Below are 26,229 nucleotides of genomic sequence, written 5' to 3'. Positions count from 1 at the left end.
GCGTGTGGGGTGGGAGGCTGAGCCTCCCACCCCACACGCCCGCCACACTAGCGAGCAGCTAATAAAATCCCCGAATTAGCCGAGGAGCTCCTCGAGCTTCTTCACGAGGGTCTTGCGAGCCTTGCCGGCCTTCTCCGCTTCGAGCACGCGGGCCACTTCAGCGGCATCCGCACCCTGGGCGTATTCCACCACTTCGTCCACCTTCTTGGCGGCCGGGTCGAAAGCGTCCGCATCCGCGGCCGGCGCATCTGCGGCGGGCGTTTCCTCCGCGGGCGCGGCGTCGTCGCCCTCCACCGTGCTGGAGCCAGCCGCACCGTCCTCATCCACCGGGCCGTCCCACACGGGGCGGGACGGAGCAGCGGAGAAGTCCGGGGTCAGTTCTTCTTCCGGCTTTTCACCAACGACCTTGATGACATCCACTTCATTGCCGTTAGTGTCCACAACCTTGGCCAGGCGCAGCGCCGAAATGAGAGCCTTGCCGCGGCGCAGTTCACCGCTGAAAGCCCCGAGCTGGCCGGTCTGGGCGGCCGCGGAAATGAACTGGTTGGGGTCCATGCCGTAAGACTGAGCCTGCTGAACCAGGAAGTTGAAGAGTTCATCCTGGGTGGTATCCACACCGAACTTCTTGGCCAGTTCGTCCAGGATGATCTGGTCACGCAGAGAATCGCGGATTTCCCCGCGGATTTCCTTGGCGTGGTCATCGTCGGTGGCGCGGTTTTCGGATTCGAGATGGCGTTCCACTTCAGCGTCGATCACGCGCTTGGGCAGCGGCACCGCGACATCCTCACGGAGCTTATCAAGCAGAAGATTACGGGCAGCCATGACCTGGACCTGGGCGGCATCCGTGGCGGCCTTCTCCGCCAGATCCGCGCGCAGTTCCTCAATGGTGTCAAATTCGGAGGCGAGCTGGGCGAAATCATCATCCGCTTCCGGAAGTTCAGATTCCTGCACCTTCTCCACCGTGACCTTAACATCGGCCTGCTGCCCGGCGTGTTCCCCGCCCACGAGGGTGGAAGTGAAGCTGAGCTCATCGCCGGCGGAGGCACCGTTGACGGCCTCATCCAGGCCATCGAGCATATTGTCATCACCGATGCGGTAGGAAACGCCCTCCACCGAATCAACTTCCTCACCGTCAATGCTGGCGGAGAGGTTAATGGTGACGTAATCACGGCTGGCGGCAGCGCGTTCCACCGTTGTGAGGGTGGCGAAACGTTCGCGCAGTTGCTCGAGGCGTTCCTCCACGGCATCATCATCGGCATTGGTGGCTTCCACTTCGAAGCTGTACTGCGCCGGATCCGGGAGAACGATGGCCGGGCGCACATCCACCGTGACGGTGAAGGCGAGCGGATCGGTGGAGTTCTTCTCCATCGCCACGCCGGTCACGTCCACCGCGGGACGGCCCATGGGAACGAGATCGTGTTCTTCCAGAACGTCCTGGTAGTAACCGTCCAGGGAATCGTTAATTGCCTGCTCCACAATCGCGGCGCGGCCAATCTGCGCTTCGAGAACGCGCGCGGGCACGTGGCCCCGGCGGAAGCCAGGAATCTGCACCTGGTTGCCGATAGTCTTCGCGGCCTTGTCAATTTCCGGCTTGAATTCCTCAAAAGGAACCTCGACGGTCAGCTTTACCTGGGTGGGATCGAGCTGTTCGTAGGAGCTTTCCAACTTTTTCTCCAGTCTAAAAATGGGGGTGATAACCCTTGTCGATAGGACGAATTCGTCCCCTTACTGCGCCGCGCCGGGCGCGGGCATACCCGCTAATTCTACGGCACGCACCCTAGGTGATGGGAGTTCTAGCGTGAAACTACTCGCCATATGTGAACGCACTCTCACCCGCGTGCTGCTTGCAGGCACGACGACGCAGCTGCCCGGTACCTCGCACCGAGGTACCGGGCAGCTGATAGCTCACTCGCTTACCAGCACAGCTGGCCAAGCAAGGTGATAAGGCTCAGGTCAATGAGGCTTAGAAGGCGGGAATGACCTCGCCGTTCGGCCAGGTATCACGGATGTACTTGGCAACCTCGGGGCTGTGCAGCGCGGCATCCAGCTTCTTCACACCCTCGAGCTTCTCACCGGTGGCCTTGGAGTTCCAGGCGAGGATATTGCCGTAGGGGTTATCGGTCGGATCTTCGGTGTAGATAGCGTCCTTGGAGGGAACCAAGCCGTTTTGCAGGGCGAAGTTACCGTTGATAATCGCGATATCCACGTCCGGGAGGATCTTCGGGACGGAAGGAGCATCAGCTTCGCGGAAGGTGAGGTTCTTCGGGTTCTCCACCACGTCGTAGATGGTGGGGGAAGCAACCTGCGGGTTGAGCTTGATGAGGTTGTTCTTCTGGAGCAGGTCGAGGGCCCGGGCCTGGTTGGACGGATCGTTGGTCACACCCACCACGGCATTGTCCTTGAGCTCGCTGAGCTGCTTGATCTTCTTGGAGTAAATGCCGTAGGGCTCGATGTGAATACCCGCGCCGTGATCCAGGGTGTAGTTCTTTTCCTTGATTTCGTTCTCAAGGTAGGGCAGGTGCTGGAAGTAATTCGCGTCGATTTCCCCGGCGTTGAGCGCCACATTGGGCTGCACGTAGTCGTTGTACTCGCGGATATCCAGGGTAAAACCGGCATCCTTGGCGAGGTTATCGTTGACGAATTCTAGGATTTGCTTATGCGGGGCCGGCGAGGCGCCGACCACGAGGCGCACCGCGCCGTCGTCGTTCTTCGCGGGGGCGGAGGAGGACGAATCCGAGCTACCGCAGCCGCTCAACGCGAGCGCGCTCACCGCAGCTACCAGGGCAATTTTTGAAAGCTTCTTCATGGTTAATATTCCTCTATTTTTCACAATGTTGGTGGTGATGACTTATCGCTGCACACCTTTTGTTGACAGCGCTGGTCCGGGTACTTCCCGGTGGTGCGTGACCCGGCCGGCGGTTCCTTAGCGGTGATCCACCAGCCGGCTGAGCATGTCACCCAGCGCCTGGATGACCATAACGAGGAGCACCAGCACGACCACCACGATCATGAGGACATCCGGGCGGTTATTGTAGTACCCGGCGTTTTGAGCCATGGCGCCCAGGCCGCCGCCGCCCACAGCACCCGCCATCGCCGAGTAGCCGACGAGGGTGACCGCGAGGATCGTGACGGATTGGACGAGTGCGGGCAGCGCTTCGCGCATGAGCACCCCGAACATGATGCGGGTGCGGGAAGCTCCCATCATGAGGACGGCTTCCACTTTGCCGCGCTCGACGCCCATGAGATTGGATTCCACCAGGCGCGCGAAGTAGAAGGCCGCGGAGATCGTGAGCGGAACGGTGAAGCCTTGCCAGGCGCTGCCCGTTCCGGCAATTGCACGCGAAAAGCCGATGAGAATAAAGACGAAGATGATGAAAGGAATGGCGCGGCCCACGTTGACAATAAAACCGAGGGTTTTATTGAGGAGCGGAGAGGGAAGTAGTCCCCCGCGGCCGGTTGCCACGAGGATCATCCCGAGGACAAGGCCCAGCGCCGAAGCGATAACGGTGGAGATACCCACCATAGCCAGTGTTTCGAAGGTAGCGCGGGCCAAGCCGTCTTTGATTTCCGGGGCATCGAACCAGGTGCCGCGCTCGTTGGGGAGGGCGGCCGCGGCGGATGCTACCGGCACGGAGAGAGCCGGGCTGAGAACTGCACTGAGAAGAGTGGTCATGCTGCCCGCACCTCCGCGGTGATTCCGGCGTTGTTCATCGCGGTGAGAACGGTATCAACCTGCGCGTTATCGACCACGAGGGCCAGGCGCGCAATCTGAATCTCACCGATGGATTCAAAAACACCCGCGCCAATATCGCAGCCGAGACGCGCTGCCAGGCTGAGGGCTTGAGATCCGGCGGTTTCACCGGGGCGGGCGGTAAAGGCAATGTCAATCACAGAACCAGAAATATTGGTCGTTTCAATATCCGGAGCGGGTACGAGGCGCCGCGCGAGGGGTGAACTTACGTCCGCGAGCACGCTTTCAATGGTGCCACCGGCGGTAATCCGACCCGATTCGAGGAGGGTCACCGAATCGCAGATGCGGCGCACCACGTCCATTTCGTGGGTGATAATAACGACGGTCACCCCGTAGGCATCACGAACCTCGCGTAGCAGTTCCAGGATCTGCAAGGTGGTATCCGCATCCAGTGCGGAGGTGGGCTCATCGCAGAGCAGCACTGACGGAGTGGTGGCTAGGGCGCGCGCAATGGCCACGCGCTGGCGCTGCCCGCCCGATAGCTGGGAAGGATAAGAATCGCCCCGATCAGCAAGGCCGACGACGCCCAGCAGCTCGCGCACTCGTTCGGCTATCTTCGCGGATTTTTCCCCGGCGATCTGGAGGGGATAGGCGATATTATCCGCGGCGGTACGTGCCTCGAGCAGGTTGCCGCCCTGGAACACCATTCCGATGGTGCGCCGCGCCGCGCGTAATTTCGAGGGCGGCAGCGCGTTGAGATCTTCGCCGTTAATGCGAATGGAGCCGCTGGTGGGTTTTTCCAGGGCGGTGAGGCAGCGAATAAGGGTGGATTTACCCGCCCCCGATTCGCCAACGATGCCGTGGATTTCTCCCGTGGGGATAGTAAGCGAGATGCCGCGCAGCGCCGCCACGGATTCCGCTCCGCGGCGCGGGTAGATCTTCTCCACCTCTGCTAGTTCGATCATCTCGTATCCCCTGACATTTCCCTTAGTGTGCCCAACGGGGCTGCTGCGCACAGTCAATCATCGTAGGTGTTTTTGCCGGCGACAACAACGCAATGGCTCACTCATGAGATACGCCACGGTAGGTTTCGAGGGCGAAAACAGCGCTATCCCCTCGGTTTCCCCGGTATTTCCACGTTTTCCTTCCCGGCGGTACCGGTGAAGGTTTTGCGCAAATACTTTATCAAGGTTCCCGAGGGGATAGCTATCAAGCTTCTGGCCTGCTATTTCACTTAGCCGCGGTACTTACGGCGTAGCGCGTAACCGCCCAGGATGAGCGCGGCCGCTCCTGCAATCACGGGCACCGCCGCGGCGCCCGTATGCGCGAGCTTGGCCGCGGGGCGCTTGACCTTCACCGTCGGAGCCTTCTGCTCTGGCGCGGGCTTCGGGTCAGCTGGAGCGCTCGGGCCAGCGGGCCCACTCGGCGTTCCGGGTGTTCCAGGCTCCTGCGGCGTGTTCGGATCGCTGGGCGTTCCGGGCGTTCCAGGCGTACCGGGCGTTCCAGGCGTTCCAGGCGTACCCGGTTGCGGATCCGGGGTACCCGGCACTTCTGGTTTCTCCGGAGTGCCCGGCGTCCCCGGGTCATTCGGCTCGCCCGGAGTTCCGGGCTCCGGGGCAGGATCGACCGGCGGATCCGGGTTCACCGGCGGCTCAGGCACGGGACACGCGCGGGCGGAAATATCGAAGCTCCACTCGGTCGTAGCGCCAGCGGCGAGGGTGTAACGCTCCGGATCCTTAAGCTGCGCTGTCACGGTCACGGTGCCGTTATTCTCCGTGCGGGTGTACTCCACAAAGGAGGAGTCCGGAATGGTGACCGTGGCTGGAGTACCGCAGCTATCTGCCGGAACCAGCGTCGGAGCAATCGGGGTCACCGCCGGCTTTTCCAATGGAGTAGCAGCACACGCGGTTGAGGTGAGATCCAGGGTCCAGGTGGCCTCACGATGATTCTTATCAACCGTGTAGCTCGCCCCGGCACCCGGACTCGCAATGAGATACCCGGGTTTCGCCGTAGCGATCACGGTTGCCGTGTTTCCGTTGATTTCCGGCGTTCCATACGTCACGCCTTCATTCTCCGGCAGCGTCACCTGTGCCGGTGCCACGCTTCCGCTCCCGTCACAGGGCTGCGGGGCGGTCACGGGCGCTGCGGGCACAATGATCTTGCCGTACACCGGCGTCAACGTAAGATCCTCGGCCGGCATGGCGAAGCTCAGCGCACTATCGGACGGGTTCTCCTGCGCATTCTGCCCGAGGGCCTCCGCGCTCAGCTGCTCGGTTGGCGTGGCCAGGTCAGATACCGTCCACCAGGCGAAGGGAAGAGTCTGCTCCCCCGCCGAAATGCTCAGCTGCGCGCTCGTGCCCACCTGAGCTTGCGGCGCGGTGAAAATATGCTGCCGCACGGTGCCATCCGGATAGTGCGCCGAACCAGGTTCGGTCACCTGACCGGTAATGGAATCAGTTTGCGCCGTGGTGCCGATCTGCGCCACGTACCCCTGGCCAATCGTCCAGTTTCCGGTGCGCTGCCCCTTGTGATTGACCACGAAGCGTGCACGGGTATTGGAGGACACGGGGCTGGTACCAGCCGGGCCGGCCGCCTTGTTCCGGTCGAGGTTATCATCGACCGTAAAAGCACCGTCAGCAAATTCGGCCAGGGCAAAAGTGCCGGGCTTGGTCACGCCGATACGCTCCCCAAATTCGGTATTCGGGCAGGTGAGGTAGGCGCCGTAGCCACCAACGGTTTGGGCGGTAACATCCCCCGTGCCCAGGAAGCGGCAGGCGCCCTGACCCGCAGCGACGATCGCCGGGGCATTCTTGGCCCCGTTCATCTTAATGAGGCTCTCACCGGTGCTCGCGAAGGTCACACCGGTGGCACCCACAACTCCGCCAGCAACATTCGCTGAGGAAGCGGCCACCGTGAGAGTGGCTGCGCCGTCGGCCTTTACCTGGCCTTCGCCGTATACCCCGTACCCTTGAGATTGCGAAGAAGACGTGACATCAAGTGACGCGGTTCCAGCAACATTGAGATTTCCCCTGCTGTACAAGCCGTAACTCGATTTTCCTTGCGCCGTTGCCCGCGCCGTGACCTTCGCATTGGTGATGTTCATAACGTCGCCGGTGTTATCTACACCGCCGCCACCGGCCTGCATAATCGCCGTTGCCGTGGAGGTGTTGGAGGTGGCTTCCGCCGTCACCGTAGCACCCTGGGAACCGTCAATATTGAGGTTCTTCCAGGCGTTAATTCCGGTTGCCAAACCCGTTTCGTTGGTCACTCGTGCCGTGACCTGAACATTGCCGCCGATGCTAAGATCCGCGGTGCTGCGAATCGCGGTGCTCATCGCGGTATTGTTATCTCCGCTCCCGCACTTTTCGCAGGTAATATCCCTACCCACGGCGGTGAGCTTTCCCTGACCGATAATTTCGATCGGCGCACCGGAAGAATCCAGCCCGATAGAGCCGCCCTTCAGCCACTTAGCGGACGGATCACTATCGGCCACATTGACCGGATATTTATTGATCGTATTTGTGGCATCGAAGGTGGCGTCGCCATCAAAATCGAGGACGTATTTATACAGGCCGTCCTGGTTACCGGCAAAATAGAGGGCGTTCGCGGTGTAGCCGCCCTCGCTCGCGGTGAAAACATTCGTACCGCTGAACTTGACCGTCACATCGGAAGCGATCTTGCCCGTGTCCACGGACACGCCGCGCTTGTAGGCGTTCGCGGCGTCCTGCACATAATTATTGAACCACAGGGTTTTCGTGGCAGCGTTCCAGGAAATTTTGTTATCACCGGTAACGAAAGACTGATCCAGGCAGTACGTCACACTATTGGTGTAGTAACTATCCTGGGCCGGGTAGGTTTTCCCATCATCCGGCTTGGCGGTGCGGAGCGTGCGGCCCGTGCAGCTATTGCCGGTCGCGTTCACCACGACCGAGGTCACATCGGCGACCGCATCGGCAGGCACAAAACCGGCCGGTAGCTCGCCCGCGGCCGAGGGAGCTGCCACTGCGGAGGTGACAGCCCCTATCCCAGAACCTACAAGTATTAGCGCAGCTCCGACTGCGGCAGATTTTCTCAACATAATGATCCCAACGACATAGGTGCAATCACTATTAAAGAATACCTACATATTGAAAACATTATGGTAAAAGTGGGCCATTTCCTTATTTAGACACGGTAATAAAAGACACGATAGAAAACGCCACTGAGCAGTGAGAAATATTTCGCCTGGCTATCGCAGAAAAATGGAGCGAGTGAGGAGAATCGAACTCCCATCATCAGCTTGGAAGGCTGAGGTTTTACCACTAAACTACACTCGCATACGAACGCTTGCGCGAACGCTACCCGAAGAGAATACCATCCCACCCCCAAGACTTCCACTCCGATGGCACTCTCCTGTGGCGTGGGCATCGCCGGCCGGAATCTATTACACTAGGCACGTTGCTTAGGTGCGGCCGGCAGCCTTCAGTTTTCGGCGCACGGCAACGTACATACAACCAGTACGGGACGTGGCGCAGTTTGGTAGCGCACCCGCTTTGGGAGCGGGGGGTCGCGGGTTCAAGTCCCGCCGTCCCGACCGTGCGACGTTTCGTCCAGTGCCACCTCGCCACATTTCACGAACGACGCCGCCGCCAGCTCCGCCGCGCAATTCCCACAAAATCCAAGCCGACCAGGATGTACGTCCTTGATTGACACACCCCACTCCAGCACCTACCCCAATCCATTTCAACCCCCACACCACCGACTTTTCCGCATATTTTCACGTAATTCTTATAAAGCACCCGCGTGATCAAACTTACACAACTTACCGCAGCACACCCTTTCCATAGGCCTTTCGTCCCGCTAGATTGGGTTACGTGGCGCCAGTCACGGCACCGCACTCACCAGAGCTACTCAATGAGGAGAAAAATATGAAGGCTCTTGTCTACGGAGGTCCGGGAATTAAGGAATGGAAAGAAGTTCCCGACCCGCAAATCCAGCAGCCCACCGACATCATCGTCAAGATGGAAGCAACCACGATCTGCGGTACGGACCTCCACATCCTCAAGGGTGACACCCCGGAAGTGGAACCCGGGCGCATTCTGGGCCACGAGGGAATTGGCCGCATCACCGAAGTTGGCTCGAACGTGACAAATCTCAAGGTCGGCGACCGGGTGATTCTCTCCTGCGTGAGCTCCTGCGGGCATTGCTCCTACTGCCGTACCGGAATGTACGCCCACTGCATGGATCCCGAAGGTATGCCCGGCGTCGGTTGGATCTTCGGCTACATGATTGACGGAACCCAAGCCGAATACGTGCGCGTGCCCTTCGCGGAGAATTCCGTGTACAAGATTCCGGAAGGTGTGAGTGATGCGGAGGGTATTCTCCTCTCCGATATTCTTCCTACCGGTTTCGAAATTGGGGTGCAGAACGGCAAGGTCAAGCCGGGCGATGTTGTCGCGGTGATCGGCTCGGGTCCCGTGGGGTTGGCGGCAGTGATGACGGCGCGCCTGTACGGGCCGGCCAAGGTCATCGCCATTGACCTGGATGATAAGCGCCTGGATCGCGCCCGTGATTTCGGCGCCACCCACACGGTCAATAACGGCTCCGCCGATTGGAAGGAGCAGGTTATGGCCCTGACCGATGGTTTAGGTGTCGACGTCGCCATCGAGGCGGTGGGCGTACCCGCTACCTTCGATACCTGCCTCCAGATCGTGCGCCCGGGCGGCCACGTTGCCAATGTGGGCGTGCACGGCAAACCGGTTAACCTGCCGATCGACAAGCTATGGATCGCCAATATCAATATTTCTATGGGTCTGGTTTCGACCAATACCCTGGAAATGCTGCTCAAGTTGGTGGCCGCGAAGAAGCTACCCGCCGACAAGTTCGTCACCCACGAATTCGCCTTCGAGGACATTATGGAAGCTTACGAGGCGTTCATGCACGCCTCGGATACCAACGCCCTCAAGGTTCTCATCCACTAAACCAACTTCCCACTAATGTAGTCTGTCCCCTCAAACCACCAGAACTGTCCTCGGGCTCCTAACAGCCTTCCCTCGTTCAGTAGCCCGAGGACGCATCCCCTACGGCCGGGCGCTCCCGTAAGCGCCCGGCCGTAGGGCCGTGGTGGCGCACGAAGAGTTTCTCCGCCCCGCTCAGGAGCGCGAGCCCGGCCAGGTCATTGGGCTGGTAGGGAATGGAGAGGAGCCCGCCATCCAGGGCCCGGTCGGTCAGGAAACTGGTGGAGGAAGCAGTGGCCTCCGGATGGTGCAGGTCCCACACCAGAAGACCAGCGAGGAGAGCCGCTGCGGTATCCGCGGAAAGGGGCGGGTATCCCAGCCGTTCCAGGCCGGCGTACCCAGCACGCAGCGGCTGGGAAATGAGCACTGATTCGGTGCGGGACATCGGCGCAATAGTGTAGGAAATAGTGCGGCCGGCTTCCCGTTCCACGGTGGCACGCCATCGCCCGATGCGTTTCGCGGCGGCGTAATTGGGGCCCTGGATATCTTGGAGCAGATTAACGACGCCGCCCTCGCGAGCGGGCCGCGCCCCGGAAAGTTTCGCCCAGCTGCGGATCGCCGTTCGGGAGACCCGTCCGCCGGGAAGTCCAGCGGCGCCAGCCGCTGCGGCGTCGTTCCCCGGAATCGGGTAGGCATCCGTAGGTGAACCGTACCAGGCGAAAGCGGCGTCGCTTTCTTCGCCCACCATGCGCAGCACGGCGTCCGCTCCCGCTTCCACCAGCAGGAATTTATATCCGGGCGCGTAAAGGGTATCCACCACCACGAGGTCACCGGGCAGGGAGAGGAGCCAACCTGCCACCGCATCCGGAGCGGCGGTTACATCGCCGAAACCCGGAGGCGCAATATGCAGCTTGCCGGCAGTTTCCAGAGCCCGGGCGCGGAGGGTGCGCATACGGCGCGATTCGCTGCGCCCCACTCCCGCCACCCGCGCGCCGGTGGCCAGCAGCGTGGGTGCGGGCGAAAGCTCCGCTCCGGCACCGAGCACCGCCACGGTGCGCCCCTCCAGACGCATCATCTCCGGGTTCTCCACCACCTCGGTGAGCGCGGTCAACACCCCCGGCCGCACCCGCCCCTGGGCTTCCCACAGCGCGAGGTGCTCCAGGAGCTCCGTGCCGCTCAAGTACACGTATTCCCCGCGGGCGTCCCTGCGGGTTGCCCCGCGCAGGTGTTCCGGAATCTCCCGGCCTCGGAAAGGCACGGTGAAGGGGCACGGCACCGTGGTCCCCCGGACAATTTCACCCCGGGGCGCCCCCGCGCGCGGGCGTAGCTCAGCTAGGGGCGTACCGTCATGCAAGGTGAGCGTATGGTGCACGAAGTCCAATCCGGTGCGCGCCACCTGCGCCCCGTGGGCCGGATCGTCAATGCGGGTCAGCTGCACGTAGGGCTCACGGTACGTGCGCCGCCATGGGATAGCTTCCTCAAGGGCGGTGGCAAGCGCGGTATCGCCCTCCGCAAAGACTTCCACCATGCCGCGTGAAACCGCGGTGCTCGAAGGTTTCCCTTCACGGACAGGGAGCACGATGCCGGCCTGAGCTTCGTGTAATTCCGGGCTGGTGTAGCGCAGGTGGACGAGGTCGCGTCCCGTGCGTTCCTCTACAACGGCAACGGTGCCTTCTTCCCCGACGGCGCGCAGCACCACCTTTTGGGGCAGCACCAGGGGCGCACGGAAAGTGACCTCCCCGCGTCCCGGTGCATCCCCGCGCACGCCGAGCTGGCCGCAGGCCCAAGCATCGGTAGCGGCACCGTGAAGCACGGCCCCGCTAAAGCCGAAGAGGCGTGCGGTGGCTCCGGAGAGGTGGATCGGGTTGATATCTCCGGTCAGGCGGGCCCAATGGCGCGCATCCGTGGCGGTAAAGCGCCGCTCGGCGAGGGCATGAGGACTGGCGTAGCGCAGATGCCCGTTCTCATCCACCCCGAATTCGGCACGGAAATCCAGCGCGGTGCCGGGGAAAGACGATGCTAACGGCGCCGACGGCGCAGATGGCGCGGACGGCTCGCCATGGACTGCCGGTGCGGGTGATGTCTTGGCCCGCGACTGCGCCACGTCCTCCGATTGCGCCACATCCTCCGGCTGCGGCACTTCTCCGAGCACGCGGGCGGGGCTCCCGGTGCTGCCCCGGTCCAAATAACGGGCGTTTTCCCGGTAACATACTGCGCCGTCGTACAAAATATCCGCCACAATGCGCAGCGCCGTACCTTGATCATCGCGCTCGAAACTGGCGACCAATGCCCGCACCGTAAGCGGGCGGCCAAAAGGTACGGGGCTGAGGATTTCCCACCGTAGGTCAGTGATAACAGCACCGGTGGCCACCAGGGGCAGGCGCGTATCGGCAAGAATATCGAGAGTGGGGCCTAGGCATAGTTGGTGCAGCAATGCGGCCGGGGCGTGCCCGCCCACGCCCCCACCGGCGAAACGCGCAATTGCTTCCCCCACGGCGCGCTCGGCAACCGCGTGGACTTTTACCCGCGGCAGCTCATCAGCGTGGGGAACGGCGCGGCGGCTGAGTTTTTGGCGGGCAGCGGCAGCAAGAATGGCGGCGTAGCGACGGGTTTGCATGGGGCCCCTTTCGTCGGTGTCTCTTCCATTTTAGGAAAACAGCCGCTCTCCTGCCGGCAGCACGCCAGCAGTCAGACTTGGAGTTGTCCCGTGGCCCCGTGGCGGCACTACAACACAAAAATACCCTCGTGAGGTAACCTCACGAGGGTATGCAAGCTTGAGTTTCCCACGGACTTAGTCCGAGAGCAGCCCCTTCTTGTAAGCCTTGGCCAGCTTGCGCGGGATGCGCACTTCGCGGCCCCGCACGCGGACGGTCTGGAGCTCAGTGAGCTCGGCCTTCCACTGGGAGCGACGAGAGCGGGTGTTGCTGCGGGACATCTTGCGCTTAGGTACTGCCATGTCAACCGCTCCTCTCTACTTTCCGGGCCGCCCTGCGCAGCCGCTACGAATCTTCGTGTATATCAGCATCACTGGGGACGCTTCAATAACACACAGCGAATGAGTCTACCTCATCATCTCCTCGCCGCGCCAGACCGCACGTGTGAGATATCAAGCATCACCGTCACCATGGACGGCACGGGGTGGCACGCCGGGCACGGTGCGTCACGGCGAGGATGGCGGGCACGGTGCCGCACCGCGGGGCGCGCACCCCAGGAACGGCCCCTCGCGCCCCGTATAGGCACCGGTGATGAGAGAATACCGATATGTCGGATGTGCTTTTAGAGGCCGGGGCTCGCTACGAAACCGAACTTGAGATCAAGCGTTCTCGTTTTATTACGGTGCTGGCGCGGGTTTCCACCGAGGCGGAGGCGCGCGCCGTGATTGACGGCGAAAAGCGGCGTTTCCCCGACGCCCGCCACCATTGCAGCGCCTACGTGGTGTCTATCCCCAGCAGTGCTCCGATACACCGTTCTTCTGATGATGGTGAACCCTCCGGCACCGCCGGACGCCCCATGCTCGACACCCTCCTCGGCGCAGGGATTACCGACGTCGTTGCCGTAGTCACTCGATATTTTGGTGGAACGCTGCTGGGAACAGGAGGACTGGTGCGGGCGTATTCGGATTCTGTCACCCAAGCTCTCGGCCAGGCCCAACTGGTGGAACGGCGCATTGTGCCCCGTTACCAGGCCGCCCTCCCCCATTCCGATGCCGGCAAATATGTTGCGGCTTTCTCGAGCGCCGGTTTCAACCCCGAAGTGGAGTACCACGACCACGGTGTTGAACTGCGCATATCTACTGAGCGCGGAACAGCCCTGGCCGCTATGATGGCAGAGTTGTCCGCGGGGAATGTCGGCGTCGTACAAATTGATGACGCAATTATCGAGGTCCCCTACCTGGATAAACATGACGCGACTCCTCTAAAGAGTTAAAATAAACAAAAACGGCCGCATCGTGCTGTGCCGTATCGACACACGTCAACCACTGAATGCGGTGATGCCATGAGAAGCCCCTTGCGGACGCACAAGAAAACCGGACCCAAACCGACTTTCACTGCCGATGATGCAATCGACGCAGTCTTCGATATCGGTTTGGATCGGTTCACACTCGGCCAGGTCGCCGAGAAACTCGGCGTAGCAACTTCAGCTCTCTACCGTCTTTTCAAAAGCCGCGAAGACCTCATGGAAGCATGCCTGGCGCGCGTCTCGAGCGAATATCCCGCACCGGAAGGGGATAGCGCAGATGCCTTGCTGCGTGATTATGCGAATAAAGTGTGGAAGCTCATGGATACCCATCCGGGGCTAGATCTGCTTTTCGTGCAGTTTTCCGCCACTTCACGCTTTATCGCCCCGCACCTCAACGCCCTCATTAATGCGCTCGAAGATATCGCGGGCTGGGATGTCGAAATTGGGTTGCTCGCGGTGGACACCGTAACCAATATCATTATGGCCACCCACGCGGCGGCCGCTTCGTTTAATAACGTCAAAGATGATGCCGATATTGCCCAGCCCACCCGCGGAAATATCGTATTGTTCTCCCGCCTGAAATGGCGCGACCGGGCCAACCTCGATACCAAACTCGATTTCCTCATTCCGGCTTTCGCTGCGGAGGCCGAGCGCCGCGCGCGGGAATCGGCTACCACTTCCCGCGATTAGCCGGGGTATCTGCCCAGGTCTATCCACATCTCGGGCCACGCGTATCCGCTTGCGCTCCAGAAAATACTATGGAGCAGCGGGAACAAGATAGCTCGCAGCGGCGTTAGCGTACCCGAGGAGGAAAATATGACCATTTTCAATGACGCTACTGAACTTGTGGGGCACACGCCCCTCGTCCGTATCAACAAGCTCGCGGAGGGCAGCTCCGCGGAAGTCCTCGCCAAGCTTGAGTTTTACAATCCCGCGAATTCGGTAAAAGACCGGGTGGCGGTTGCCATTATCGACGCCGCGGAAAAGTCCGGCGCATTGCGCCCCGGCGGCACCATTGTGGAGGGCACGTCCGGCAATACCGGGATCGGCCTGGCCTGGGTGGGTGCCGCGCGCGGTTACAAGGTTATTTTGACGATGCCAGCTTCCATGTCGGTGGAACGGCGCATGCTGCTGCGTGCTTTCGGGGCTCGCTTGGAGCTGACCGATCCGAAGGAAGGCATGCGCGGGGCGGTGGCACGCGCCGAAGAAATCGTGGCAACTACCGAGAACGCAATTCTGGCCAGCCAGTTCACGAACATCGCCAACCCTGCCATTCACGAAAAGACCACGGGTGAGGAAATCTGGGCGGATACCGAAGGCAAGGTGGATTACTTTGTTGCCGGTATCGGCACCGGGGGCACCATTACCGGGGCGGGGCACGCGCTGCGCCGTCACAATCCGGACGTGAAAATTATCGCGGTGGAGCCCGCCGAATCACCGCTGCTTTCCGAGGGGCGGGCCGGTTCGCACGGCATCCAGGGTATCGGAGCGAATTTCGTGCCCGAGGTGCTCGATACGGAGCTTTACAACGAAGTCATCCCGGTTCCCACCGCGAAGGCTCTTGAGGTGGCCCGCGCCGCTGCTACCTCGGAAGGCCTGCTGCTGGGTATTTCCGGAGGCGCCGCGCTCCACGCCGCCCTCGAGGTCGCCGGGCGCGAGGAAGCCGCCGGCAAGCGCATCGTCGTGATCATCCCCGATTTCGGTGAGCGCTACGCTTCCACTCCCCTTTTCGATCCCTACCGCGACTAGTGGTAGGTACCGGTACGACGGCGCAGGCCAACGTGGCACGGGAACATCAGCCCACGGCGCGGACGGCCGGCTAGAGTAGAGCCTATGGGTTTATCTCGAGCACTCCGGATGATGCGGGAAGATATTGATACAGCGCGCCGGCACGATCCGGCGGCGCGTTCCCGCTTGGAAGTGGTACTGGCTTACTCCGGCGTGCATGCCGTATGGGGGCACCGGGTGGCGCACGCGATGTGGGAGGCAACGCCGCGACTCAGGCTGCCAGCACGTCTCCTCTCCCAAGCCACCCGGTTGCTCACCGGGGTGGAAATCCACCCCGGTGCCCACATTGGCCGCCGTTTCTTCATTGACCACGGCATGGGTGTGGTCATCGGGGAAACCGCGGAGATCGGCGATGATTGCATGATCTACCACGGGGTGACCCTGGGTGGGTCATCAGCCGAACCGGTCAAACGCCATCCCACCTTGGGAAATGGCGTCATGGTGGGGGCAGGCGCGAAAATACTAGGCCCTGTCCACATTGGGGACGGTTCCCAGGTGGGCGCGAACGCCGTCGTCGTTCATGATGTGCCGGCGGAAGCGACCGCGGTGGGAATCCCCGCGCGAGTACGCACCCCGGTCCATCACGAACCACTCATTGACCCGGCAATATATATTTAGGGTCTTTTTAGGCGCCTTCGTACCGCGCGATCTGGTCGATGCGGCGCTGGTGGCGCTCATCTTCACTGAAGGGCGTCTCCAAGAAAAGCTTGACCAGGTTCCAGGCTTCTTCCGGGGTGTGCTGGCGCGCGCCGATAGAAATGACGTTGGCGTTATTGTGTTCGCGCCCGAGCTTGGCCGTATCCTCATTCCAGGCGAGGATGGCACGCACCCCGCGCACCTTATTCGCCGAAATCTGCTCGCCGTTTCCGGAGCCGCCCAGCACGATGCCCAGCGACCCGGCGTCGTCTACAACGCCCTGCCCGCAGGCAATACACGGGGCGGGGTAATCATCGAGCGCGTCATAGGTTTTGGCGCCGTGGTCCACCACTTCGTAGCCACTCTCTTCGAGCTTCTCCACCAGGAATTCCTTGAGCTCGAAACCGGCATGATCTGTTCCAATATGTACTCGCATGCAGCCATCCTATCCTATTGTGCCGCTTGTCACTTTTACTTCGGGGTGGTGCGCCGGTGGCGATGCGCTATTTAAAGTGTCGTAGGCGTCCACTACCCTGGACACATGACTGATACTGCTTTACATGCTGTGCTTTCGGGTGCTGATACTTCGGTGCGCCCCCAGGATGATCTTTTCCGTGCCGTCAATGGCACCTGGTTGCGTGAGAAGGAAATTCCGGCCGATCAGGTGTCGGTGGGTTCCTTTATCGATCTGCGTGATGAGGCTGAACTCCACGTACGTGAGCTCATTGAAAAGGCCGCGGATGCGGCAGATGCGGCGGGCGCGGCCAGTTCGGAAACGGCCGCGAATTCCGCACCGGGCGTTCCGGCGGAATCGCTGGCGAAGGTGGTGGCCCTCTACCGTTCTTTCGTTGATACCACTGCGATTAATGAGAAGGGCATCGCTCCCCTCGCCGCTGATCTTGATCCGGTGGCTAGTGCGAAAACAAAGGAAGATCTGGCGCGCGTGATCGGTGCGCTCATGCGCACCGGGGTGGATAGTTTCTTCGGGGTAGATGTCTCCCCCAGCCTGGCCAATCCCAATGTGAACGAGTTTTCTATCGGGCAGTCCGGCCTGGGCTTACCGGATGAAGCCTATTACCGCGAAGCGCAATTCGCTCCGGTCTTGAGCGCTTACCGGGATTTCGTGCCGCAACTGGCCCAGCTCGCTTTTGCTGAGAAAGCCACCGAACCCAGCGCTGCTATTACGGCCGCCGCCGGGCGCGTCATCGATGTGGAAACGAAACTCGCCGCCGCGCATATGAGCCGCACGGATGCCCGGGATATGGATAAGGTCAATAATCCAATGTCCTTCGCGGATTTCGTGGCCTCGGCCCCGCAATTCCCCTGGGCTACCGCGCTGCGCGCTATTGGTTATGACCCCGATCAGCTCGGCACCATTATTGTGACCACCCCGCAGGCCCTGCAGGCCGCCGCGCAGCTGTGGGAAGAAACCCCGCTGGAAACCTTGCAGGAATACACCCGCTGGCGCATTCTGCTCGCGCGTGCTTCCTACCTTCCCGAAGTGATCGACGCAAAGAATTTCGATTTCTACGGCAAGGTGCTCGCCGGTACCACCCAGCAGCGGGACCGCTGGAAGCGTGCGGTGCAGCTGGTCAATGGTGTGCTCGGTGAAGCGGTGGGGCAACTCTACGTGGCCTCCTATTTCCCGCCCGAACACAAAGCCACCATGGATCAACTGGTGGCGGATCTCTTGGATGCTTATCGCCTTTCCATCCGGGATCTTGACTGGATGAGCGATGCCACCAAGGAGCGCGCCCTGGCCAAGCTGGATACTTTCGCCCCGAAGATCGGCTACCCCGAAAAGTGGAAGGATTATTCCTCCATGCAGATCGGTACGGATCTGCTGGCCAATATTCGTGCGGCCTGCGAATTTGGGGTGGAGGAAAACATCGCGAAGCTCGGCAAGGAAGTTGACCGCAGCGAATGGCATATGAATCCGCAAACGGTCAACGCCTACTACAACCCGCAGTGGAATGAGATCGTATTCCCGGCGGCTATTTTGCAATGGCCTTTCTTTGAGCAGGATCGCGATGCGGCCTTCAATTACGGGGGTATTGGCGCGGTTATCGGCCACGAAATCGGGCACGGTTTCGATGACCAGGGTTCCAAGTTTGATGCGGACGGCTCCCTCAACAACTGGTGGACTGATGAGGACCGCGCGGAATTTGAGAAGCGCACCGCGGCTCTTATCGCGCAATTCAATTCCTATATTCCGGCCCAGTTGAACGGTGACGAAGCTTTCCACGTTAATGGTGAACTCACCCAGGGTGAAAACATCGGGGATTTGGGCGGCCTGTCCATCGCACTCAAGGCATATGAGATCCACCTGGAACGCGAGGGCCTCACCCTGGACAGCGCTCCGGTGATTGACGGCTACACCGGCGCGCAACGCGTCTTCCTGTCCTTCGCCAAGATCTGGCAGGGGAAGAACCGCGACGAATGGGCCCGCCAGCTCATTGCCATCGACCCGCACTCCCCGTCCGAATTCCGCTGCAATGGCACGGTCAAGAATATCGACGCCTTCGCGCAGGCTTTCGGCTTGGAAGAAGGCGATGGCCTTTACCTCGCCCCGGAAGAGCGCGTGCGTATTTGGTAAAGGTACTTCTTGCCCGTAGTCGGAGACATGCGGAAGTAGTACCACGCCGGCGCTAACGCGCGCCTAGATGCCACGGCGTACCGGCGGCGGGGTGCCGGACTGACCAGGCCCACTTATCCATGACATCTGTCATGAAGAAGTGGTGATTCTTGGCAGTTCCGGTGCCCCGCCGCCCATTTTTACACTGATGGCATGAACACAATACCCGGGGCCAACCCGCCCCATCCGGTCCCTACCGCGCACCCCGCTGTTGCGGCCCGCTCCCTCAGCCGTTCTTTCGGACAAGTGCGCGCCGTGGATAATCTGTCGCTCACGATCACTACCGGGGAAATCGTGGCACTCCTCGGCCCCAACGGAGCCGGGAAAACCACACTCCTCGATATGGTCCTCGGCTTTACCAAACCCAGCCGCGGCACCCTTGAAGTTCTCGGCCGGGATCCCGGCTCCCCGGCCCTCACCGGGCACATTGGCGCCATGTTGCAGACCGGCGGGATGCTACGCGATCTCACCGCCGCGGAAACCCTCCATTTCCTCGCTGATTGCCTTCCCTTCCATCTGCCGGTAGCTGATGTCATTGAGCGCGCCGGCATGAGCGACTTCGCCTCCCGGAAAATCGCCAAATGCTCCGGCGGCCAAATCCAGCGCATCCGTTTCGGTGCCGCGCTGCTATCAGACCCGGAGCTACTTATCCTCGATGAACCCACCGCGGGGCTGGACGCCACGGCGCGCCGTGACTTCTGGGAGCACATTCGGGCCGACGCCGCCCGCGGACGCACCATCATCTTCGCCACCCATTACCTCCAGGAAGCCCAAGATATGGCCGAGCGGGTCATCCTCATGAATAACGGCCGCATCGTAGCGGACGGGAGCGTTGCTACTATCACCGCCCAGCAACGCCACCACCTCACCGTCACCTGGAATCCGCAGGCGAGTATCACCCCGGAAGAAGTAGCCCGGCGCGCAGGCGCTGACACGGTCGAACGAGACGGTGACCTGGTGCGTTTCACCGTGGCGGATTCTGATCGGCTTGCCGCCGTGATTCTCAACGAAGGTCTCGGCTCCCATCTTCAGATTTCTGCCGCCAGCCTCGAAGATGCTTTCTTCACCCTCACGGCCTCCCCGCACACCGATTCACCCGCCACTGCGGCACCCGAAGGAGCCCGCTCATGACCACTCCCGTAACCAGTCCGGCGACACCCCGTTCCCGCACCAGTATTTTCTTCTCCTATATCCGCCACGAGCTCTGGCGAAATTTGCGGATGGTGGATTCCCTGATCTTCCTTATTGCCCTCCCCCTCGTGATCTTCGCGGTTTTCGGGGTGGCCTCACCGGGAACCGATAAGCACATTCCTGGCGGCACCATCGCCGCCTACGTCATGGTGAGCTTGGCCCTCTACGGGGCGGCCACCGCGGCGACATCCATGGCGGGCGCCGCCGCCGTGGAACATGACAGTGGCTGGGGCCGCCACCTAGCCCTCACCGGGATGCGCCGCGGGGACTATCTGGCAGGCAAAATCATTGTCAGCCTCCTCATCGCCTGCCTCCCCATCGGCGCGACCTTCCTCCTCGGTATTCTCACCACGGCGCAATTTGATACCCCCGGAATCTGGCTCGCGAGCGCCGGACTGTGCCTGGTAGGCGTATTTCCCTTCGCGTTCTTCGGTCTGGCCGTAGCCCTGGCATTACGCAGTGAAACCGCGGTGTCCATTGCCTCCGGCGTGGTGGTGCTTCTCGCTTTCCTCGGTAATCTTTTCATGCCGCTGAGCGGGGCAATGATGGAGATGGCCCGGTACACGCCCTTCTACGGGGCAGGCGTGCTGGCCCACTGGCCCCAGAACGGGGAGGTTATTATTACCGGTGCTTTCGCCACGCCGGGTATGCCAGAGCTCCTTCCCACCGAATCCTTCGCCTGGACAATCGGGAATGTGGTGGTGTGGACGCTTGTCTTCGCGGCACTGGCGCTCCTGGCCCTGCGCCGTTCGACGGTGCGGCGCTAGAGTACGGGCGCTAAGGTACGGCTAACGTGCAAGCACAGCACCGGGCACGAGCGGCGGCCGCGGCAGAGCTTCGCGACCGCTATGCTCGTTCTATGGCCCCATCCTCCGCCGCGTCGTCTCCCGCAGTCTCATCGGCCACCGCCGCGCCGCGGACCTCCGCGCCGTCCCCAGCTAGCCATTATCTCAATCGCATGTGGCGCACCGCCAACCAGATACCGGCAGCCCCCACTACTCGCCGCGAGCGCCTGACCATGCTCTTCGGCAGCGGGATCTGGCTCATCTTCCTGGTCTTTCCTTTCGCTGGAGTTCTCTTAACGCCAAGTCTCACTCCACTTGAGCGCGGCCTCGGTTACGCGGGAATCTGTGGGTTTGGACTGACCTATATTCTGATTTTCCAATTTCCGGATATGCGTCCCTCGTGGCCCCGCTGGGTATCCCTCACGTTATGGAGCATTCCGCTGCTTGCCTGCGCGGCACTTATCCGCCCTTTCCCCTTTGGCTTCGCCTACACGGCACCTTTCTTCGCGGCAATATGGATTTTTTCGCTCCCGCTCATACCCGGGATTCCGTGCGGGCTTCTCTGTTTCGCGGGCGGAGCGGCGGCCCATATCTTGGCGCCGTATGATTTCGTGTGGGCAGCGTTTCTGGGCAGCATTATTATCCCGATGATCCCCATTCTCATCTCTCGCTTGCTGGAAGAATTTGCCGCGCGGTCGGCACGGATGCGCGCGGAGCTCATCCTTTCGGAGCAGCGCTCCGAGCTGGCCTCCGTGGTTCATGATGTGCTGGGGCATTCGCTGACCGCCATCACCGTGAAAACTCAATTGGCCTCGCGACTAATGGAGACCAACCCGGATGCGGCGCGTGCCGAATTAGAAGAAAGTCTCAAAATTTCGCGCGATGCTATCGACACGGTGCGGGCCACCGTGACCGACCTGCGCCAGCCCACTCTTGCTGCCGAGCTGGATTCCGCCTACGCACTGCTCCGTTCCGCGCGTATCGCCGCGCATATCACGCCTCCCCCGGAACTTCCCCTCCTCACCGCCCAGCTTTTCGCGTGGGTGGTGCGGGAAGCGGTCACGAATACGGTGCGCCATTCGGGTGCGCGCACCTGCACCATCACTATTGAGGACGGGGAGAGTGGCGCGCGCTTGCGGGTGGAGGACGACGGCGTAGGTATCCCCGCGGGGGCTCCGGCAGGCACCGGACTGACCGGGCTGCGCGAGCGCGTAGAAGCTGCCGGTGGAACCATAACGATTACCCGACTGGAGCCGGGAACCCGCGTGGAGGTGAGCATATGAACAACGCCGCGCAGCTAGGCAACGGTGCGGCCTCCAACAGCAGTTCGCAAATGAGCACCGGGACGACTACGGGGCGCCACCGCCCCATCCGGGTAGTGCTCGCCGATGATCAGCGAATGGTGCGCGAAGCATTGGCGGCGCTCCTCAACCTGGAAGAGGATATCGAGATAGTGGCGCAGCTGGAAGATGGCAGCGCCGTCGTTCCCACCGTGACGGAAACCTGCGCCGATATTGCGCTCCTCGATATCGAAATGCCGCATGTGGATGGAATTGCGGCCGCGCAAGCACTGCAGGCGGCGGGGGCCGGCTGCGGCGTCGTTATTGTGACGACCTTTGGGCGTGCCGGGTATTTGCAGCGTGCCATGGCGGCCGGGGCGCGCGGTTTCGTTGTTAAAGATGCGCCGGCCGAGGAACTCGCCGCGGCGCTGCGCACCGTTGCCGGCGGCGGCTACGCTATCGATCCGCAGCTGGCCGCGCAGGCCTTGCAGATGGGGCCCAATCCGCTCACCGAACGCGAAGGAGATGTGCTGCGCCTGGCGCTCAGCGGGGCGACCGTGAAAAGCATGGCCGCGCAACTGTATTTATCGCAGGGGACGGTGCGTAATCACCTCTCGGCCGCTATCGGGAAAACGGGGGCGAGCACCCGTACCGAGGCAGCGCAGCTCGCCCGGGCCCGCGGGTGGATCTAAAGCGCACCCGCGGGGGTGACGGTGCACCGGGGCGGAGCGACCAGCGCCCCCGCAGGAAGCACCAACAAGACACCCGGGCGGAGCTACAGACTGGTAGTCGGATAGCTACCTAGTCGAAAATTGGCCCCGTGGTACGCGAGCGCTTGAGCTCGAAGAAACCGGGGGTGCGAGCTAGGGCGAGGCAGCCGTCCCAGAGGGCGAAGGCGGCCTCGCCGTGCGGGGCCGGGGAGATCACGGGGCCGAAGAAGGCCACGCCGTCGAATGAAATAATGGGCACGCCCACCTCGTCCCCCACGAGCGCCAGCCCGGCCGCCACGCTCTCACGTAGCGCGGCGTCGTAATGTGCGGCGTCGTTCAAATACTCGCTACCTTCACCGAGAGCAGCGAGCACCTCGGCAAGAATCTCGCGCCCCACGGGGCGCCGGTCTTCATGAATAGCCTGGCCCAGAGCGGCGTAGAACTCGCCGACTTTTTCGTTACCTTCAAGCTGGGCAATTTTCATGGCGACAAGCGCTGTTTCGCGGCCCTCTTCCACATGGGCGCGGTACTCCTCCGAAATATCCTTGCCCTCATTGAGAATGGCGAGGGAGAAGGGGCGCCAGGTGACGGTGAAATCACGAGCAGCGGCGACCTCCGCGACCCAGCGGGAAGTGATCCACGTCCACGGGCATGTTGCATCAAACCAAAATTCAACCTGAGTACTCATGGTTCTATCCAAGCGTGAAAGCGGGCGCCGTGGGCCGCCTCGCGCCATAAGCGAAACTGGAACGGGGCGGCGGGCGGCATGAGAACGGTGCGGCAGAAAGCGGGCATGGCGGGCAAGGACGCTCCAGAACCGGTAGGATTTCACGTAAATTGTGCTGAAAGCCAAGGAAAGGAAGCTTGATGGCCGGGACTAATCTCACCCGCGCAGAAGCTGCGGAGCGCGCACAGATCGTCGCAACGCAGAATTACCGCATTGAACTTGATCTGACCACCGGGGAGGAAACCTTCGCGGCGGTGACCGAAATTGATTTTGAAGCAACGCCGGGTGCCGATACGTTCCTCGACCTCATCGCGAAGTCGGTGGAGCGCGTAGTGCTTAACGGCGCGGAGCTTGACCCGGCCAGCTACCAGGATTCGCGCCTGCCGCTGCCCAACCTGGCCGCGCAGAATACAGTGCGGGTGGAATCCACCCAGTACTACTCGCGCACCGGCGAGGGCCTGCACCGTTACGTGGATCCGGCCGACGGCGAGGTCTACCTCTACTCGCAGTTTGAGGTGGCGGACGCCCGGCGAGTCTTCGCGAATTTTGAGCAGCCTGATCTCAAGGCGAATTTCACTTTCACGGTGACCGCTCCGGAGAACTGGAAGGTCTTCTCCGTGTCCCCCACCCCGGAGCCGGTTGCCCTGGGTGAAGGCAAGGCACGCTGGGATTTCACCCCCACCGAGCGCCTGTCCACCTACCTGGTGGCGATTGTGGCCGGTCCCTACGAGGGCGTGGAAGGCGAACCCTTCCACTCCATTGACGGGCGCGATATTCCGCTGGGTGTGTACGCGCGTAAGTCGCTGGCGCCCTACCTGGATGCCGATGAGATTTTCACCATCACCCGCCAGGGCTTCGACTACTACGAAGCCAATTACGGCCATCCCTACCCGTTCCGCAAGTACGACCAGGTGTTCTGCCCCGAATACAATGCCGGGGCCATGGAGCACCCGGGCCTGGTGACCATCGTGGAAACCTATGTGTTCCGCACCAAGCCCACCGGCGCAATCATCGACCGGCGCACCATCACCATCCTGCACGAACAGGCCCATATGTGGTTCGGTGACCTCGTCACCATGAAGTGGTGGGATGACCTGTGGCTCAACGAATCTTTCGCGGAGTTCATGAGCCACCTGGCCGCTGCCAATAACACCCGGTGGAAGGATGCCTGGACCACCTTCCTCGCGTCCGAAAAGACCTGGGCGATCCAGCAGGACCAGCTGCCCTCCACCCACCCGATTGCCGCCGATATTCGCGATCTGGAAGATGTGCTCGTCAATTTTGACGGCATCACCTACGGCAAGGGTGCCTCCGTGCTCAAGCAGCTGGTCGCTTACGTGGGTCAGGAACAATTCTTGGCCGGGGTGCGCGCTTATATTGCTAAGCACAAGTGGGGCAATGCTACCCTCACCGATTTGCTCACCGAGCTGGAAGCTTCCTCCGGGCGCGATCTCAAGGAATGGACCCGGGTATGGCTGGAAGAATCCGGCGTCAATACCCTGCGTCCCGAAGTCGAATCGAGCAGCGGGGTGATTGACCGCCTCACCGTGGTCCAGACGAATGACGCGAACTCCTCGCTACGCCCGCACCGTATCCGCATCGCCGGATACGACCTGGACGGGGACGCGCTGCGCTGCGTGAAGTCCGAATGGGTGGATATTGCCGGTGAACGCACCGAGATCGCCTCCTTTGCGGGAGCGGAACGCCCCGACCTTATTCTCCTCAACAGCCAGGATTGGGGTTACGCCAAGATCCGTTTCGATGCTGATTCTTTCCGGGTAGCGCTGGAGAACCTCGACAAGTTTGATAACCACCTGGATCGCTCCGTGGTGGTCTTTGCGGCCATGGATATGATGCGTGACGGTGAACTCGACGCCCACACTTACGCCGATATCGCGCTGGCCGTGTTGGCGGACGAAACCGATGGGACCGTGCTGCGCGTGGTGCTCGGGTCCCTACATTCCGCGGTTGAGCTGTACTCCAACCCGGCAACCCGCGTGGAGTTCGCGGCTGCTGTTTCCGAGCGTATTTTCGAATTGGCGCTGACCGCCGCGCCGGGTTCGGACCGACAGCTCCAGCTCATGGGTGCGGCGATGCGTCGGGCCGTGAGTGAAGAACAGCTCGCTCTTATTGCCGGGTGGCGCGACGGCGTGGCCGTTCCGGAAGGGTACGACGTCGACCAGGAAGTGCGCTGGAATATTCTCATCGCATTGGCGGCGAATGGGAGGGCCGATCAGGCCGCTATCGATGCTGAATTCGCCCGCGATTCTTCCTCCTTCGGGCAGATTTTCGCGGCGCAGGCCGAAGGTGCGCTGCCTGATAGTGCGGCTAAGGAGAAGGTCTGGGAAGAAATTGTGCATCCGGAGACCAATACGCGCCAGCGCAACCTGGCCCTGGGCACCGGGCGGTCCTCCGCGGAAAGCGTGCGTGCCTACGCGGAGAAGTACTTCGCGGTGGCCAAGGATATGTGGGATAACAATTCGGTGGAAATCGCCTCGAATATGCTCGAGTACGCTTACCCGGCCCAGCTGGCCGGCCGTACTGACCTCGGGGTTGATCTGCTGGCCCTCGGTCAGGAATGGCTGGCTACCACGGATGCGGCGCCGGCCTGCCGGCGTATCGTCTCCGAAGTGGTGGATGGCACCGCCCGCGCGGTGCGCAACCAGGAGGCTGACCGGAAAGCTGGGAACTAGGCCGTAGCCCGCTGGCGTTGCGCCGTCGCCGATAAGCGGTAACCGGATGTCGGTAACTGGTAGACACGATAGCGCAGGCCGCTAAGCCGGTCCTAAAGATGCACAGTGCCGGGGTGATCATCCTAGTGAGGTGACCACCCCGGCACTTGCCGTTTACCGTTAGTTAGCGACAGCTGGTACGATCCAGCTCGCTACTG

At 61.6% G+C, this 26,229-nt stretch carries 20 protein-coding genes and 2 tRNA genes; 12 read left to right on the top strand and 10 right to left on the bottom strand.

Annotation, left to right across the window (positions count from 1 at the left end; genetic code table 11):
* Positions 1–75: 75 nt before the first annotated feature.
* From tig to HMPREF9237_RS03860, 6 genes are all read right to left on the bottom strand, one after another.
* Positions 76–1,665 (bottom strand): trigger factor, encoded by a 1,590-nt coding sequence (tig, locus tag HMPREF9237_RS03885; RefSeq protein ID WP_016442427.1) that lies wholly within the window; start codon positions 1,663–1,665, stop codon positions 76–78.
* 298 nt (positions 1,666–1,963) lie between these two features.
* Positions 1,964–2,806, bottom strand: a complete 843-nt coding sequence (locus HMPREF9237_RS03880; protein ID WP_016442426.1) for a MetQ/NlpA family ABC transporter substrate-binding protein — start codon at positions 2,804–2,806, stop codon at positions 1,964–1,966.
* A 117-nt stretch (positions 2,807–2,923) separates the two neighbouring features.
* Complete coding sequence (locus tag HMPREF9237_RS03875; RefSeq protein ID WP_016442425.1) at positions 2,924–3,673, bottom strand: methionine ABC transporter permease; 750 nt, start codon at positions 3,671–3,673, stop codon at positions 2,924–2,926.
* Positions 3,670–4,656: a methionine ABC transporter ATP-binding protein gene (locus tag HMPREF9237_RS03870; RefSeq protein WP_016442424.1), complete on the bottom strand. Its 987-nt coding sequence runs from the start codon at positions 4,654–4,656 to the stop codon at positions 3,670–3,672. The genes HMPREF9237_RS03875 and HMPREF9237_RS03870 overlap by 4 nt, the downstream gene beginning before the upstream one ends.
* A gap of 269 nt (positions 4,657–4,925) precedes the next feature.
* The gene (locus HMPREF9237_RS09815; protein WP_051106968.1) at positions 4,926–7,694 is read right to left on the bottom strand and encodes a hypothetical protein; all 2,769 of its coding nucleotides are present in this window, start codon (positions 7,692–7,694) and stop codon (positions 4,926–4,928) included.
* Between the two features lie 239 nt (positions 7,695–7,933).
* Positions 7,934–8,007 (bottom strand) — tRNA-Gly (locus tag HMPREF9237_RS03860).
* Between the two features lie 183 nt (positions 8,008–8,190).
* Between HMPREF9237_RS03860 and HMPREF9237_RS03855 the strand changes: the two genes are divergently transcribed.
* A tRNA-Pro gene (locus HMPREF9237_RS03855) sits at positions 8,191–8,264 on the top strand.
* A 334-nt stretch (positions 8,265–8,598) separates the two neighbouring features.
* The gene (locus HMPREF9237_RS03850) at positions 8,599–9,651 is read left to right on the top strand and encodes a zinc-dependent alcohol dehydrogenase family protein (protein ID WP_016442422.1); all 1,053 of its coding nucleotides are present in this window, start codon (positions 8,599–8,601) and stop codon (positions 9,649–9,651) included.
* A gap of 76 nt (positions 9,652–9,727) precedes the next feature.
* On the opposite strand, the gene HMPREF9237_RS03845 is transcribed toward HMPREF9237_RS03850, so the two are convergent.
* A complete protein-coding gene (locus HMPREF9237_RS03845) occupies positions 9,728–12,244 on the bottom strand; it encodes a MaoC family dehydratase (protein WP_016442421.1) in 2,517 nt (838 codons plus the stop codon).
* Between the two features lie 174 nt (positions 12,245–12,418).
* Positions 12,419–12,583: a 50S ribosomal protein L32 gene (gene rpmF, locus HMPREF9237_RS03840; protein WP_016442420.1), complete on the bottom strand. Its 165-nt coding sequence runs from the start codon at positions 12,581–12,583 to the stop codon at positions 12,419–12,421.
* 305 nt (positions 12,584–12,888) lie between these two features.
* Between rpmF and HMPREF9237_RS03835 the strand changes: the two genes are divergently transcribed.
* The 4 genes from HMPREF9237_RS03835 to epsC all read left to right on the top strand — a co-directional run bounded on the left by HMPREF9237_RS03835 (position 12,889) and on the right by epsC (position 15,993).
* Positions 12,889–13,554 carry an IMPACT family protein gene (locus HMPREF9237_RS03835; protein WP_016442419.1) on the top strand — a complete coding sequence of 222 codons (666 nt, stop codon included), beginning with the start codon at positions 12,889–12,891 and terminating at the stop codon, positions 13,552–13,554.
* Between the two features lie 81 nt (positions 13,555–13,635).
* Positions 13,636–14,277: a TetR/AcrR family transcriptional regulator gene (locus HMPREF9237_RS08905; protein ID WP_051106967.1), complete on the top strand. Its 642-nt coding sequence runs from the start codon at positions 13,636–13,638 to the stop codon at positions 14,275–14,277.
* 126 nt (positions 14,278–14,403) lie between these two features.
* On the top strand, positions 14,404–15,336 hold the full coding sequence (gene cysK / locus HMPREF9237_RS03825; RefSeq protein WP_016442417.1) for a cysteine synthase A: 933 nt from the start codon (positions 14,404–14,406) through the stop codon (positions 15,334–15,336).
* A gap of 84 nt (positions 15,337–15,420) precedes the next feature.
* Complete coding sequence (gene epsC / locus HMPREF9237_RS03820) at positions 15,421–15,993, top strand: serine O-acetyltransferase EpsC (protein WP_039898289.1); 573 nt, start codon at positions 15,421–15,423, stop codon at positions 15,991–15,993.
* A gap of 7 nt (positions 15,994–16,000) precedes the next feature.
* Here the strand turns inward: epsC and HMPREF9237_RS03815 are convergent, their stop codons facing one another.
* Positions 16,001–16,447, bottom strand: a complete 447-nt coding sequence (locus HMPREF9237_RS03815; protein ID WP_016442415.1) for a ribose-5-phosphate isomerase — start codon at positions 16,445–16,447, stop codon at positions 16,001–16,003.
* 105 nt (positions 16,448–16,552) lie between these two features.
* On the opposite strand from HMPREF9237_RS03815, the gene HMPREF9237_RS03810 reads away from it, so the two are divergent.
* The 5 genes from HMPREF9237_RS03810 (at position 16,553) to HMPREF9237_RS03790 (ending at position 22,594) form a co-directional block, all read left to right on the top strand.
* Entirely contained in the window at positions 16,553–18,607 is a 2,055-nt protein-coding gene (locus HMPREF9237_RS03810) for a M13 family metallopeptidase (RefSeq protein ID WP_016442414.1), read from the top strand.
* A gap of 192 nt (positions 18,608–18,799) precedes the next feature.
* Positions 18,800–19,777 (top strand): ABC transporter ATP-binding protein, encoded by a 978-nt coding sequence (locus HMPREF9237_RS03805; protein WP_016442413.1) that lies wholly within the window; start codon positions 18,800–18,802, stop codon positions 19,775–19,777.
* On the top strand, positions 19,774–20,604 hold the full coding sequence (locus HMPREF9237_RS03800) for an ABC transporter permease (protein ID WP_016442412.1): 831 nt from the start codon (positions 19,774–19,776) through the stop codon (positions 20,602–20,604). The genes HMPREF9237_RS03805 and HMPREF9237_RS03800 overlap by 4 nt, the downstream gene beginning before the upstream one ends.
* A gap of 92 nt (positions 20,605–20,696) precedes the next feature.
* Positions 20,697–21,905 carry a sensor histidine kinase gene (locus tag HMPREF9237_RS08900; protein WP_155875834.1) on the top strand — a complete coding sequence of 403 codons (1,209 nt, stop codon included), beginning with the start codon at positions 20,697–20,699 and terminating at the stop codon, positions 21,903–21,905.
* Positions 21,906–21,955: 50 nt separating this feature from the next.
* A complete protein-coding gene (locus HMPREF9237_RS03790) occupies positions 21,956–22,594 on the top strand; it encodes a response regulator (RefSeq protein WP_039898687.1) in 639 nt (212 codons plus the stop codon).
* A gap of 109 nt (positions 22,595–22,703) precedes the next feature.
* On the opposite strand, the gene HMPREF9237_RS03785 is transcribed toward HMPREF9237_RS03790, so the two are convergent.
* Complete coding sequence (locus HMPREF9237_RS03785) at positions 22,704–23,300, bottom strand: DsbA family protein (RefSeq protein WP_016442409.1); 597 nt, start codon at positions 23,298–23,300, stop codon at positions 22,704–22,706.
* A gap of 179 nt (positions 23,301–23,479) precedes the next feature.
* On the opposite strand from HMPREF9237_RS03785, the gene pepN reads away from it, so the two are divergent.
* Positions 23,480–26,032 (top strand): aminopeptidase N, encoded by a 2,553-nt coding sequence (gene pepN / locus HMPREF9237_RS03780; protein ID WP_016442408.1) that lies wholly within the window; start codon positions 23,480–23,482, stop codon positions 26,030–26,032.
* The last annotated feature ends 197 nt before the right edge of the window (positions 26,033–26,229 follow it).

It is taken from the genome of Actinotignum schaalii FB123-CNA-2 (genome assembly GCF_000411135.1).
GTDB lineage: Bacteria > Actinomycetota > Actinomycetes > Actinomycetales > Actinomycetaceae > Actinotignum > Actinotignum schaalii_A.
The sequence above is the reverse complement of the archived record's forward strand: the minus strand, read 5'-3'. Positions and strand labels throughout refer to the sequence as shown.

What these genes read in the sequence shown, in the direction of transcription:
- HMPREF9237_RS03815 (WP_016442415.1), bottom strand. Translation starts at nt 16,447, where the DNA reads ATGCGAGTACATATTGGAACAGATCATGCCGGTTTCGAGCTCAAGGAA.
- HMPREF9237_RS03850 (WP_016442422.1), top strand. Translation starts at nt 8,599, where the DNA reads ATGAAGGCTCTTGTCTACGGAGGTCCGGGAATTAAGGAATGGAAAGAA.
- cysK (WP_016442417.1), top strand. Translation starts at nt 14,404, where the DNA reads ATGACCATTTTCAATGACGCTACTGAACTTGTGGGGCACACGCCCCTC.
- HMPREF9237_RS03880 (WP_016442426.1), bottom strand. Translation starts at nt 2,806, where the DNA reads ATGAAGAAGCTTTCAAAAATTGCCCTGGTAGCTGCGGTGAGCGCGCTC.
- HMPREF9237_RS03800 (WP_016442412.1), top strand. Translation starts at nt 19,774, where the DNA reads ATGACCACTCCCGTAACCAGTCCGGCGACACCCCGTTCCCGCACCAGT.
- HMPREF9237_RS03845 (WP_016442421.1), bottom strand. Translation starts at nt 12,244, where the DNA reads ATGCAAACCCGTCGCTACGCCGCCATTCTTGCTGCCGCTGCCCGCCAA.
- HMPREF9237_RS03805 (WP_016442413.1), top strand. Translation starts at nt 18,800, where the DNA reads ATGAACACAATACCCGGGGCCAACCCGCCCCATCCGGTCCCTACCGCG.
- HMPREF9237_RS03875 (WP_016442425.1), bottom strand. Translation starts at nt 3,673, where the DNA reads ATGACCACTCTTCTCAGTGCAGTTCTCAGCCCGGCTCTCTCCGTGCCG.
- HMPREF9237_RS03870 (WP_016442424.1), bottom strand. Translation starts at nt 4,656, where the DNA reads ATGATCGAACTAGCAGAGGTGGAGAAGATCTACCCGCGCCGCGGAGCG.
- HMPREF9237_RS03785 (WP_016442409.1), bottom strand. Translation starts at nt 23,300, where the DNA reads ATGAGTACTCAGGTTGAATTTTGGTTTGATGCAACATGCCCGTGGACG.
- epsC (WP_039898289.1), top strand. Translation starts at nt 15,421, where the DNA reads ATGGGTTTATCTCGAGCACTCCGGATGATGCGGGAAGATATTGATACA.
- rpmF (WP_016442420.1), bottom strand. Translation starts at nt 12,583, where the DNA reads ATGGCAGTACCTAAGCGCAAGATGTCCCGCAGCAACACCCGCTCTCGT.
- pepN (WP_016442408.1), top strand. Translation starts at nt 23,480, where the DNA reads ATGGCCGGGACTAATCTCACCCGCGCAGAAGCTGCGGAGCGCGCACAG.
- HMPREF9237_RS03835 (WP_016442419.1), top strand. Translation starts at nt 12,889, where the DNA reads ATGTCGGATGTGCTTTTAGAGGCCGGGGCTCGCTACGAAACCGAACTT.
- HMPREF9237_RS03790 (WP_039898687.1), top strand. Translation starts at nt 21,956, where the DNA reads ATGAGCACCGGGACGACTACGGGGCGCCACCGCCCCATCCGGGTAGTG.
- HMPREF9237_RS03810 (WP_016442414.1), top strand. Translation starts at nt 16,553, where the DNA reads ATGACTGATACTGCTTTACATGCTGTGCTTTCGGGTGCTGATACTTCG.
- HMPREF9237_RS08900 (WP_155875834.1), top strand. Translation starts at nt 20,697, where the DNA reads ATGGCCCCATCCTCCGCCGCGTCGTCTCCCGCAGTCTCATCGGCCACC.